This is a genomic window from Pseudomonas sp. NFX15, assembly GCF_049132105.1.
Lineage (GTDB): Bacteria > Pseudomonadota > Gammaproteobacteria > Pseudomonadales > Pseudomonadaceae > Aquipseudomonas.
Window position 1 is genome coordinate 1 of the sequence record NZ_JAFMPV010000048.1, and the last position, 11,798, is coordinate 11,798.

14 protein-coding genes and 1 pseudogene are annotated in these 11,798 nt (G+C 60.6%); 6 read left to right on the top strand and 9 right to left on the bottom strand.

The annotated features are described in order from the left end of the window. A pseudogene (locus J1D76_RS27535) lies at positions 1-165 on the bottom strand (phosphohydrolase); the annotation flags it as partial. 27 nt (positions 166-192) lie between these two features. Then, entirely contained in the window at positions 193-504 is a 312-nt protein-coding gene (locus J1D76_RS27540; protein WP_421141506.1) for an Mpo1-like protein, read from the bottom strand. 160 nt (positions 505-664) lie between these two features. Here J1D76_RS27540 and J1D76_RS27545 point away from each other — a divergent pair, with 160 nt between their 5' ends. Then, on the top strand, positions 665-1,726 hold the full coding sequence (locus J1D76_RS27545; RefSeq protein ID WP_421141508.1) for an AraC family transcriptional regulator: 1,062 nt from the start codon (positions 665-667) through the stop codon (positions 1,724-1,726). Here the strand turns inward: J1D76_RS27545 and J1D76_RS27550 are convergent. Next, positions 1,683-3,137 (bottom strand): TrkH family potassium uptake protein, encoded by a 1,455-nt coding sequence (locus tag J1D76_RS27550; protein WP_421141509.1) that lies wholly within the window; start codon positions 3,135-3,137, stop codon positions 1,683-1,685. The genes J1D76_RS27545 and J1D76_RS27550 overlap by 44 nt on opposite strands. A gap of 121 nt (positions 3,138-3,258) precedes the next feature. Here J1D76_RS27550 and J1D76_RS27555 point away from each other — a divergent pair, with 121 nt between their 5' ends. Next, the gene (locus J1D76_RS27555) at positions 3,259-3,825 is read left to right on the top strand and encodes an NAD(P)H nitroreductase (RefSeq protein ID WP_421141510.1); all 567 of its coding nucleotides are present in this window, start codon (positions 3,259-3,261) and stop codon (positions 3,823-3,825) included. Positions 3,826-3,953: 128 nt separating this feature from the next. Here J1D76_RS27555 and J1D76_RS27560 read toward each other — a convergent pair whose 3' ends face one another. The 6 genes from J1D76_RS27560 to J1D76_RS27585 all read right to left on the bottom strand — a co-directional run bounded on the left by J1D76_RS27560 (position 3,954) and on the right by J1D76_RS27585 (position 8,258). Further along, a complete protein-coding gene (locus J1D76_RS27560) occupies positions 3,954-5,297 on the bottom strand; it encodes an ATP-binding protein (protein ID WP_421141512.1) in 1,344 nt (447 codons plus the stop codon). Positions 5,298-5,471: 174 nt separating this feature from the next. After that, positions 5,472-5,921 carry an LTXXQ domain protein gene (locus J1D76_RS27565; protein ID WP_421141513.1) on the bottom strand — a complete coding sequence of 150 codons (450 nt, stop codon included), beginning with the start codon at positions 5,919-5,921 and terminating at the stop codon, positions 5,472-5,474. Positions 5,922-6,151: 230 nt separating this feature from the next. Beyond that, positions 6,152-6,829, bottom strand: coding sequence for a response regulator transcription factor (locus J1D76_RS27570; protein ID WP_421141515.1), 678 nt, complete (start codon positions 6,827-6,829; stop codon positions 6,152-6,154). Positions 6,830-6,836: 7 nt separating this feature from the next. Next, complete coding sequence (locus J1D76_RS27575; protein ID WP_421141517.1) at positions 6,837-7,250, bottom strand: translation initiation factor 2; 414 nt, start codon at positions 7,248-7,250, stop codon at positions 6,837-6,839. 110 nt (positions 7,251-7,360) lie between these two features. After that, positions 7,361-7,660, bottom strand: coding sequence for a YciI family protein (locus J1D76_RS27580; RefSeq protein ID WP_053156484.1), 300 nt, complete (start codon positions 7,658-7,660; stop codon positions 7,361-7,363). A 1-nt stretch (position 7,661) separates the two neighbouring features. After that, complete coding sequence (locus J1D76_RS27585) at positions 7,662-8,258, bottom strand: septation protein A (protein ID WP_421141518.1); 597 nt, start codon at positions 8,256-8,258, stop codon at positions 7,662-7,664. Positions 8,259-8,345: 87 nt separating this feature from the next. Here J1D76_RS27585 and J1D76_RS27590 point away from each other — a divergent pair, with 87 nt between their 5' ends. From J1D76_RS27590 to scpB, 4 genes are read left to right on the top strand one after another with little or no spacing between them, the layout of a single operon-like run. Further along, complete coding sequence (locus tag J1D76_RS27590; protein WP_421141520.1) at positions 8,346-9,209, top strand: PHP domain-containing protein; 864 nt, start codon at positions 8,346-8,348, stop codon at positions 9,207-9,209. Positions 9,210-9,222: 13 nt separating this feature from the next. Continuing rightward, a complete protein-coding gene (locus J1D76_RS27595; protein WP_421141521.1) occupies positions 9,223-9,852 on the top strand; it encodes an L-threonylcarbamoyladenylate synthase in 630 nt (209 codons plus the stop codon). Between the two features lie 60 nt (positions 9,853-9,912). Beyond that, entirely contained in the window at positions 9,913-10,671 is a 759-nt protein-coding gene (locus J1D76_RS27600; protein WP_421141523.1) for a segregation and condensation protein A, read from the top strand. An 11-nt stretch (positions 10,672-10,682) separates the two neighbouring features. Continuing rightward, entirely contained in the window at positions 10,683-11,648 is a 966-nt protein-coding gene (gene scpB / locus J1D76_RS27605) for an SMC-Scp complex subunit ScpB (RefSeq protein WP_421141522.1), read from the top strand. Positions 11,649-11,798: the final 150 nt, after the last annotated feature.

Consider the following 11,798-nt stretch of genomic DNA (forward strand, 5'->3'; position numbering starts at 1 on the left):
CAGCCGATCCACCGGAAAACCGCCAAAATCACCCTCCAGTAACTGCAGGTGCGCCACAATCCGTGTCGGCAATTGTCGTGCGTAGGCACTGAAGTCTGCGGCGATGATCGCCCAGTCTTCTTGCGTGCCATCCTTCATGTGGGTGAAGCGGGCATTGGCATTCATAGGCAGTTCTCTTGTGACGGATGTTGGCTAGAACGGAACGCGACCCAGCACCATGTCCCGGTACATGACGAAATCACCAAGCAGGCTGTAGAAAGGATGTTGGAACGTTGCCGGGCGGTTCTTCTCGAAGAAGAAATGCCCGGCCCAGGCGAAGCTGTAACCGGCCAGGGGCAGGGTCCACAAAAGCATCCACGCGCCCCGACCGATGGTCAGCGCCAGGATGAAAATAACCAGGGTGGTGCCGATAAAGTGCAACCGGCGACAGGTACTGTTGCTGTGCTCGCTGAGGTAGTAGGGATAGAACTCGGCGAAGCAGTTGAAACGTTTGATGTTTTCCACGACTGCGATCTCTGTGGTTATTGTTCTGACTGCAAGTTGTTCGGCGGGCAGCTTATTTGAGTCTAGAGTGATCAATGGCATCAGCCAGTGACAATCAGCGCCACTTTAGTATCCTTCGGTAATCAGCCGTGGTATGCGGCTCAACCTGTAAGTAGACGCCATGAGCGAACGAACGACTTCTGCAAGCTGGGCGATGGGGATTGTCAAAGCACTGGAAATGGACGGCCTGGATTGCCGGGTTCTGTTCAAGCAGCTGGGGCTCGACTACGCGGCACTGGAAGATCCGGATGCGCGCTTCCCGCAAGATTCCATGACACGACTGTGGCAGCGTGCCGTCGAGCTTTCCGGTAACCCGGCTATTGGCCTGAACATGGGCAAGGTGGTGCGCCCGGCGCAGTTTCATGTGACCGGTTACGCCCTGATGTCCAGCCAGACCCTGGCTGAAGGTTTCAAGCGGCTGGTGCGTTACCAGCGGATCATCGCCGAGAGCGCCGACCTGAGTTTCAGGCTGCTGGAAGAAGGCTACGCGCTGATCCTGACGGTGCACGGCGATCACCTCCCACCGACCCGACAAAGCGCCGAAGCCTCATTGGCCTGCGCCTTGGCGCTGTGCAGTTGGTTGACCGGGCGCACGTTGCAGCCACGCAAAGTGTTGGTGCAAGGCGCTGAGCCGGCGGACATGGAACCTTATAAAAAAGCCTTTCATGCACCCTTGGTGTTCAATGCGCCCTATGACGCGCTGATCTTCGAGCGTGCCGACATGGAAGCGCCGCTGCCGACCGCCAACGAGGCGATGGCGCTGCTGCATGACCGTTTTGCCGGTGAGTACCTGGCGCGTTTTTCCGAAAGCAAGGTGACCCACAAGGCGCGGCAGGTGTTGTGCCGACTGTTACCGCAGGGCGAACCCAAGCGCGACACCGTGGCGCAGACGCTGCATCTGTCCCAGCGCACCTTGCAGCGACGCTTGCAGGAAGAGGGCACGAGTTTCCAGGTACTGTTGGATGACACCCGGCGCGAACTGGCCGAGCAATACCTGGCGCAACCGACCATGACCTTGCTGGAAATCGCCTACCTGCTCGGGTTTGCAGACCCGAGCAACTTCTTCCGGGCTTTCCGTCGCTGGTTCGATGCCACACCCGGCGAATACCGGATGCGGCTGCTGCAAACGCCAGACGCGGTCAATGACGCCAAAATGCCGGAATACACAGCACAAACACCGTAATGATCTCCAGTCGGCCCAGCAGCATGCCGAACGACAGAATCCACTTGGCGGCGTCTGGCAGGGAGGCGAAGTTGCCCGCCGGCCCGATGGTCTCGCCCAGGCCCGGGCCGACGCCCGACACGGTGCTGGCGGCGCCGGTGAGGGCGGTCATCCAGTCCAACCCAAGCAGCGATAGCGCCAGCGCAATCACGCAAATGGTGATCGCGAAGAAAAACGAAAAGGTCAGGATCGAACGCACGATCTCTTCGTCGAGGCGGTGGCCGTTGTACTTCTGCTTGATCACCGCACGCGGGTGAATCAGTTGGTTAAGGTTGGCCTTGAGCAGAATGTAGGCGACCTGGAAACGGAAAATCTTGATGCCACCTGCGGTCGAGCCAGAGCAACCGCCAACAAACCCCAGATAGAAGAACAGCATCAGCGAGAAGTTGCCCCACAAGCTGTAGTCCCCCAGTGCAAAACCGGTGGTGGTCACCACCGACGTCACGTTGAACGCGACATGGCGCAGGGCATCCAGCCAATGCAGGTTGGTGGTCCACCAATACCAGGTGCCGAGCACCAGCCAGGTCACCAGCAACATGCCGAGAAAACCTTGCACCTGTTGATCCCTGATCAGCGCCCTGCGGTTCCCCCGCAAGGTGGCCACGTACAGGGTGAACGGCAGGCTGCCGAGAATCATGATGACGATCGTGACCCAGTGCACCGCCGGTTGTGTCCACTTGGCCAGGGACTGGTCGGAGGTGGAGAAACCGCCGGTGGAAATCGCCGACATCGCGTGATTGATCGCATCAAACAGGCTCATCCCGGCCCACCAGAGTGCGAGGCTGCCAACGATGGTGATGCCGACATAGGCCGCCACGATCAACCGCGCCACCATGTGCGAGCGGGGCATGACCTTTTCCGAGCGGTCCGACGATTCGGTCTGGAACAAGCGCATGCCACCGATGCGCAGCAGCGGCAGAATCGCCACCGCCATGCCGATGAAACCGATGCCGCCCAGCCAGTGCAGCAGCGAGCGCCACATCAGGATGCCGGGGGACATGGTGTCCAGGCCACTGAGCACGGTCGAACCGGTGGCGGTGATGCCGGACATGCTTTCGAAGAACGAGTCGGTGTAGCTGATGTGCTGGGTCAGCAGAAATGGTAGCGCGGCGAAGATGCACACCACCAGCCAGCTGCTGACCGTCAGCAGGTACATGTCCCGCGGTCGCAGGTGCACGTGCTCGGGGCGCCCCGGAATCACCAGCGCGAGCCCTGCGACAAAGGTGATCATGCTCGACCAGAGGAACGACGGCAGGTCGCTGGTGCGGTCGAAAATGACCAGCGTGGCCATCGGCACGACCATGGAGATTGCCAGCGTGATCAGGAAGATGCCGATGATGAAACCAATGATCCGTAAGGTCGGCAACGCCATGAGGTCCGCTCGGCTGATTGTGGAAAGGGCGCCATTCTACCCGCGGGGCGAGGCATGTAAACCGGCACTGCGCAGGCAGTTACCGCTAGAATAGCCGCACAAATTTTTCAGGAGGTGGCCGATGCAGGCTCTCGACGCTTTGCTCAACCGTGTTTCCGTTCCACGACTGATTGACCCGGCACCCACCGCCGAGCAGCGCGAGGTGCTATTCGCCGCCGCGATGCGTGCCCCGGATCACGGGCACTTGCAGCCGTGGCGCTTTGTGACGGTCGAAGGCGCGGCGCGCGAGCAGATGGGCGAATTGCTGGCCGAAGCGGCAAAACGTTCGGACAGCGAAGTCAACGAAGCGGCCATCGACAAGGCACGCAATGGACCGCTGCGGGCACCCCTGGTGGTCGTGGTGATTGCTTGCGTGCAGGATCACGTCAAGTATCCGAAGTCCGAGCAGTTGCTGGCGGCCGGTTGTGCGGCCCATGGGATTTTGCTGGCGGCCTATGCGCAGGGCATCGGCGCGGTGTGGCGCACCGGTGACCTGGCGTACTCGCCGCATGTGGCCAAGGGCTTGGGCCTGGCCGAAGGGGAAGAAGTGATCGCGTTCCTGTACCTCGGCACGCCTCAGAAAGAACCGCGGGTTGCCGAGAAAGTCGACCTGGCCGAGTTCGTCAGCGCCTGGCCTGGCAAACCGTAAACCTTGTAGGAGCGAGCCTGCTCGCGAAGGCAGGCTTTCTGACACATTGATGTTGGATTTGCCTACGCCATCGCGAGCAGGCTCGCTCCTACAGTAAATCGATGCAGCCCATTCGAAGGGTGCCGCTGTCAGGGTTGTACGATGGCCCCGGGCACCAACGGCAATTCCAGGCTGGCAATGAAACCGCCCTCCGGGTGATTGGCCAGCACCAAGGTGCCACCATGGCGTTCTGCTGCGCGGCGGGCGATCGCCAGGCCAAGGCCGTGTCCAGCCGCAGTCTGCCCCGGCGCCCGATAGAACGGCTCGCCGAGCTGGCCCAGATGTTCGGCATTGACCCCCGGCCCGTGATCACGCACGGTCACCACGATCCGTTCACCCTGACGCAGCGCCTGCATTTCAATCGGCAGGCCACCCAGCGGGTTGAAGCGTTGGGCATTGCGCAGCAGGTTGTCCACCGCCCGTTCGATCATGGTCGGCCAGCCTTTCAGGTTCAGTTGCGACTCGGCTTCGAGATGCACGAGTTGCTCGGGTGAACCGAGTTGCGCGTCCTTTTGCAGGGTATTGAGCAAGGCGTTCAGGTCCACCTCTTCGGCGCTGGCGTTGTCGGAGTCGACCCGCGCCAACACCAGGATTTCACTGATCAGCGCTTCCAGCCGATCGCATTCACGGGTCAGGCGCGGCCACAGTAGTTCGCGTTCCTGCGGGCCAGCCCGTTCGGCCAGTGCCAATGCAATGCGCAGGCGGGCGAGGGGTGAGCGCAGTTCGTGGGAAACGTCTCGCAGCAATTGGCGTTGGCTGCCAATCAGGCTTTGCAGCCGTGCCCCCATGCGATTGAAGTCGTTGGCCAGCACGCCGAACTCATCGCGCCGATTGGCCAGTTTGACCAGGCTGTTCTGTTGATAGGTGGTTTGCCCCAGGTCATGTACCGCTCCGCGCAGGCGGCTGAGTGGCCGGGTGATGGAAAGTGTCACCAACAAGCTGAACAAGGTCAGCACCACCAGCGCGATGCCCAGCGCGCTGAGCGGCCAGAGCAGGCTTTCGCGGTGCCAGGCGTCCAGTTCCGGGTGCGGGATGCGGTAGATGAACAGGTAGGTGTCACCGGTTTTTTCGCTGGTGAATTCATCGGTCAGGCGCCGCCACGGCAGGCGTCGGTCGTCACTGTTTTGCCGCGCTTCAAACGCCGCCGCACGCTTGGGGAAGGTGCCACGTACCACCGGGTCACCGCTCTCGTTGAGTACCTGGACGTCGATGTGATACTGGCGTTTGCGTTGTTGCAGAATCTCCTGCGCAGCGTTTTCGCCCTGGCTTTCGTAGGTTTGTGTCCACTGCTCGGCGAGGGTGTTGAGGCCGGGGTGGCGGCTCAGGATCCAGGTGTCCTGGTTGAGCATGTGCCCCAGCAGAATGGAAAGCCCTGCAACCAGTGCGATGGCCAGCCAGAAGCTGGCCAGGATACGCCAGAACAATGAACGCACAGAAAATCCTCAAGCAAGCACAAAAAACTGTAGGAGCGAGCCTGCTCGCGATAACGTCGGCCCATTCAACATCAATGTGCCTGAAAGAGCGCTATCGCGAGCAAGCTCGCTCCTACAGTAGATCAAAAACATCAGACCCAAGGGTGTCGAGCCATTGGGTCCGGGTTTAACGCATTATTGCGCTTTTTGCGGTTGCTGCGCCTTCCAGGCCTTGAACTCGGCCCATTCTGCGCGACGTTCAGCCTGCTTTTTCTGGATCTCGTCGAATTTCTTCTGTTGATCCGGTTTCAGCACGGCTCGCACATCAGCTTCGGCTTTTTGGTGCTTGGCGGTCATTTCGTCTTTCATGGCTTTCTGGTCGGCTGGCGAGAGTTTCTCCAGGTATTTCTCGACCAGTTGCTTACGCTCGTGCATCTGCTCGCCCATGATCTTGCGGATCTGCTCGCGCTGTTCACGGCTCAGGTCCAGTTGGCTGTACGGGCCTTTGCCGTGCATGCCGTGCATCTGACCGCCGTGGCGCGCACCGTCCATCGGTCCATCCATCGGGCCGGTGCCTTCAGGCATGGCCATGGCCACGGTCGGCAGGGCGGCGGCGAACATCAGAGCGATAAGAGTCTTGCGCATGGTGTATCTCCTTGTCTCGTTCCCGGTACGTTCCGGATGAGTGCAGATTACGCAGAACAAGGTCAGCGGCGGTCAGCGGAGGGTAAAGCTTGGGTAAAGACGGTTTTGCATGTCCCTGACAAAACATCCTCTGTAGGAGCCGGCTTGCCGGCGAAGGGGCTCTTGAGCCTTGCGTCGTTTATGAAGACGCTTTCGCTGGCAAGCCAGCTCCTACAGGTGGGGGTGTCTCGTTAGAGGCTGTAGTAGTAACCGCGGCTGCGCAGTGCAACGATGCGCGGGCGGCCATCGGGATGCGGGCCGATTTTCTTGCGCAGGTTGCTGACGTGCATGTCCAGGCTGCGGTCGTACAGGGTCAATTTGCGGCCGAGGGCGATCTGCGCCAGTTCCTGTTTGTCGAGGGGCTCGCCGGGTTGCTTGAGCAGGGCTTCGAGCAGGCGGCTTTCGGAAACGGTGAGGGCGAACTCCTGTTCATCGATGCTGACCACGCCACGCACCGGGCTGAAACACAGGTCGCCCAGTTCCATCTGGCTGGACACCGCCGCCGGGTGGCTACGACGTAACACGGCGCGCAAGCGGGCGGTCAGCTCCCTGGGATCGCAGGGTTTAGCCAGGTAATCGTCGGCGCCAAGTTCCAGGCCGAGGATGCGGTCCAGTGGTTCGCCGCGGGCCGAGAGCATCAGCACCGGCAGGTCCGGGTGATCGCTGCGCAACTGCTTGAGCAGTTCCAGGCCGCTGCCATCGGGCAGCATCACATCCAGTACAACGGCCGCCGGGGCGGTTTCGGCCAGTGCGCGACGAGCGCTCTGGCCGTCGTGACAAGCACGCACCTGAAACCCTTCCTGGCTCAGCCAACTGCTCAGGAGCTCACACAGCTCCTGGTCATCATCAATCAGTAACAGCTCGCTCATGACTCACTCAATTTAGCCATTGTCGACGTTTTCGACTTGCTCCACTGGCGAAGATACCGCAGAGCAGAGCCAATAGCGCTACCCCGGCGCCAATGACAAACCATTGTTGCTGGTCGGTCAGCAGGCGTGGCAGCGGACTGCTGGCCTGGGCTTCCTTGAGTTGCAGCTTTAAACGCTGGTTCTCCTGGCGCAACCGGGACAGCAGCGGACTTTCGCGCTCACCATCGGCCGTTTGCAGTTGTTTGCTCAGTTCTTCGCGTTGCCGCTCGCTTTCTTTCAAGCGTTGCCGCAACTCGGTGATCTGGCTGCCGGCGCTCAAGGACAGAGGCGTCGAATTGCCCCCCTCGCTGCTTTCTTCACCGTGGGCGGGTGCCACGATCGACAACGTGACCAACATCAGACACAACGGACCCTTGCGCATCGCGACTCCTGCTTCCAATACAAGTATTGGGCAAGTTGTCGGCCGGCAAACAAGAATAATGAGCGATTGAGAACGCGATGAATCGACAAGGTTCATCGCGGGGCTGGATTTTACGGCAGGACTTGCTTGAACGGCTTGACCAGAACGTTGGCGTAGACGCCTGCGGCGATATACGGATCGGCATCGGCCCAGGCCTGGGCGGCGCTCAGGGAATCGAATTCGGCAACGATCAGGCTGCCGGTGAAACCCGCCGCGCCCGGATCATTGCTGTCGATCGCCGGATGCGGGCCGGCCAATACGATGCGACCTTCACCCTTGAGCGCTTGCAGGCGCTCCAGGTGCGCCGGGCGTGCGGCCAGGCGGGCTTCCAGGGAGTTGGCGACGTCTGTGGCAATGATTGCGTAAAGCATGTCAGTCCTCGGTTTTTGGCGTAGTGGTGTCGGCATCGTGCAGATGGCGGGACAGGTAGATGCCCTGGCCGACCAGGAACAGCAAAGTCATGCCCAGGCTGCCGAAGACCTTGAAGTCGACCCAGTAGCTCTGGAAGGTGAACGCGACAAACAGGTTGGCGGCACCGCAAAACAGGAAGAACACGATCCAGGCGATGTTCAGGCGCGTCCAGACGGCGTCCGGTAGCGTCAGTGCGTGGCCCATGATGCGCTTGATCAGCAGGCTGTCACCGATGAAGTGGCTGCCGATGAACGCCAGGGCGAACAGCCAGTTGACCACTGGGGCTTTCCACTTCAGGAACGTCTCGCTGTGGAACGCCAGGGTCAGGCTACCGAAGACCAGGCAGGCGATCAGGGTCAGCCACTGGCTCTTCTCCAGCTTGCGCTGTTTGATGAACAGCGTGCCATAGACCACCAGGGAACTGACGATCAACATGGCGGTGGCACTGTAAATACCGCCTACAGTGACCTCATGGCCGGCGATGTCGACGACCCGTGGATCGATTTTGAAAACGATGAAAAACAGCAGGAGCGGGATGAAATCGATGAATTGTTTCACAGTGGCAGCCAGAAGCAGGATGTGGCGGCATAATAACAAACATATGGACGCGCGATAGCGCCAGCTGATTTGAGGTTACAAAGCCCTGTGAATGTTGATTTGCACTGCCATAGCACGGCCTCCGATGGCGCCCTGGCGCCTGCGGTTCTGGTGGCGCGGGCGTTCGAGAAAGGCGTGCGAGTCCTGGCCTTGACCGATCACGACACCCTCGAAGGCCTCGACGAGGCTCGTAGCGCGGCGACCGCGTTGGGGATGCAACTGGTCAACGGCGTCGAGTTGTCCTGCACCTGGGGCGGCGCGACCATTCATGTGCTGGGCTATGGGTTCGACATGAATGCCGCGCCGTTGGTCGAGGCCATCGCCAGATTGCGTGATGGCCGCTGGCTGCGTTCCGAGGAAATCAGCCGCAAACTGGCGTTGAAAGGCATGCCCGGCGCGCTCGAAGGCGCTCGTGAGGTGCAGCAGGCGTTGGGCGACAGCGGCAACGCACCGGCCCGCCCGCATTTCGCCGACTGGATGGTGCGCGAAGGTTTCGTCAAGGATCGCGCCGAGGCGTTCCGTAAATGGCTGGGCGCCGGCAAGCTCGGCGACGTCAAGCAACACTGGCCGACGCTGGAAGAAACCGTCGAGACCCTGCGCGCCGCCAAGGCCTGGGTCAGCCTGGCCCACCCCTGGCACTACGAATTTACGCGCAGCAAACGCCGTCGCCTGATTGCCGACTATATTCAAGCAGGGGGCCACGCCATCGAAGTGGTCAATGGTTACCAGCCTGCCGAGCAAGTGGGCAGCCTGGCCATTCTGGCCCGCGAGTTCGGTCTGCTGGTCAGTGCCGGCAGTGATTTTCATGGCCCAGGCGGGTGGTCGGAGATCGGTGAATACCGGCCACTCCCGGAGGATCTGCCACCGCTATGGTGTCGATTCAAACATGACCCAATTATTGCCGCCGTCTGAACAGGTAGAAAACGTGAGTCAATTTTTCCAGATTCATCCGGAAAACCCGCAACCGCGCCTGATCAAACAGGCGGTCGAAATCATCCGCAAGGGCGGGGTGGTGATTTATCCCACAGACTCTTCCTACGCAATTGGTTGCCAGATCGGCGACAAGGTGGCCGTGGAGCGCGTGCGCCGGTTACGCGGTCTGGATGAAAAGCACAACTTCGCGCTGATTTGCTGCGACCTGTCGCAACTGGGGCTGTTTGCCAAGATCGACACCGGCACTTTCCGTCTGCTCAAGGCCCACCTGCCGGGACCCTACACCTTCATTCTCAACGCCACCCGCGAAGTGCCGCGGCTGTTGCTACACCCGAAAAAACGCACCATCGGCCTGCGGGTGCCCAGCCACCCGATTGCCCTGGCGTTGCTGGAGCAGCTCGGTGAACCGTTGATGAGCGTGAGCCTGATCATGCCTGGTGAAACCGACCCGATGTTCGACCCGTACGAAATGCGCCAGCTGCTTGAGCATCAGGTCGACTTGATCATCGATGGCGGCTTTGGCGGGATCAAGGCATCCACCGTGATCAACCTCGCCGACGGCGAGCCGGAAGTCATCCGCGTCGGTTGCGGCGACCCTGCGCCGTTCATGGTCGAGGCCTAGATGTCTGCTGTAGAACCCGTCGACAGTCAGGCCGGAGCCCAGCAGGAACTGCCCTTCGCCATGGTCTATGGCCAGGCGGTCATGGAAATGCCACTGGACCTGTACATTCCGCCGGATGCCCTCGAGGTCTTTCTCGAAGCCTTCGAAGGCCCGCTGGATTTACTGCTATACCTGATCCGCAAACAGAACATCAACATCCTCGATATCCCTGTCGCGGAAATCACTCGCCAGTACATGGGCTACGTCGAGTTGATGCAGTCGGTGCGCCTGGAGCTGGCGGCCGAATACCTGGTGATGGCCGCGATGCTGGCCGAGATCAAGTCGCGGATGCTGCTGCCGCGGGCCGAAACCGTCGAGGACGAGGAAGACGACCCGCGCGCCGAACTGATCCGCCGCTTGCAGGAGTACGAGCGCTTCAAGGCAGCCGCCGAAGGCATCGACGGCCTGAGCCGCGTTGGTCGCGAGGTAATCGTGCCCAAGTTAGACGCCCCGGAGGCGCGGGCGCGCAAATTGTTGCCGGACGTGCGCCTGTCAGAGCTACTGTTGTCCATGGCCGAGGTGTTGCGCCGTGACGACATGTTCGAAAGCCATCAGGTCAGCCGCGAGGCGCTGTCCACCCGCGAACGCATGAGCGATGTGCTGGAGCGGCTCAAGGGCGGCGGCTTCGTGCCGTTTGTCGAGCTGTTCACCGCCGAAGAAGGGCGCCTGGGGGTGGTGGTCACCTTCATGGCGATTCTCGAGCTGGTCAAGGAATCCTTGGTCGAACTGGTGCAGAATGAGCCGTTCGCGGCGATTCACGTGCGAGCCCGAGCCGAATAACGAGTTGAATCATGAACCTGACTGAACCCCGCGAGCTGGCGCCATTGCTTGAAGCCTTTCTATTGGCCTCGGGAAAGCCGCAATCTTTGGAAAGCCTGTTCGAACTCTTCGAAGAGGGCGAGCGCCCGGAGCCGCCGGTCTTCAAGAAGGCCCTGACGATCCTCGCCAAGTCCTGCGATGGTCGCGCCTTTGAGCTCAAGGAAGTGGCCACGGGGTATCGCCTGCAAATCCGCGAGAAATTTGCGCCATGGGTCGGTCGACTGTGGGAGGAGCGCCCGCAGCGTTATTCGCGCGCCATGCTCGAAACCATGGCCCTGATCGCCTATCGACAGCCGATCACCCGAGGCGAAATCGAAGACGTACGGGGCGTGGCGGTCAACAGCAACATCGTCAAGACCTTGATGGAGCGCGAGTGGATCCGCATCGTCGGTTACCGTGATGTGCCCGGCAAACCGGCGATGTTCGCTACGACCAAGGCGTTCCTCGATCACTTCAACCTGAAGAACCTCGATGACTTGCCGCCGCTGGCAGAGTTGCGCGAACTGGAACCGGATCCAGTGCTCGACTTCGACGACGCCCCGGTACCCACCAGTCTGCAAGCGTTGGCCGATGCCAGTGCCGAGCCGGAGGAGCCGAAAGAAGAAACCAGCTTCCATACGCTGTTGCTGGAACTGGACAGCATGGAAGAGGGGATCAAGACCGATTTCGATGACATTTTGCGCGACGGGGTGGCGCCTGAGTTTGATTCGGAACACGCGGATATCGAACCAGAGGCTGAAGCCGTGCAGCCAGAGCCTGAACCCGAACCCGGGCAGGAAGACGACATCCTTGGTGTAGCCGAAGCCCGGGAAAAACTGCTGGCCGCTGTCGCCGCGCTTGAACCACCGAAACCCGAGCCTGAACTGACGGACGAAGAAGCAGAGGCCCAGGCCCTGGCCGAAGCCATCGAAGCCGAACGCCGCGAGTTCGAAGACTGACCCCAAATCCTTGGGCACTGAATAACCTGTAGATACTCTGTTCACGGTCAAGCTTTCGCGAGATGTTTTTCGCTGAAAAGCTTGGCCGTATCAAATTCTTTTCCAGAACGCATGCACGCCCATAACCCGGTCAGGTATTTGCGCATCACC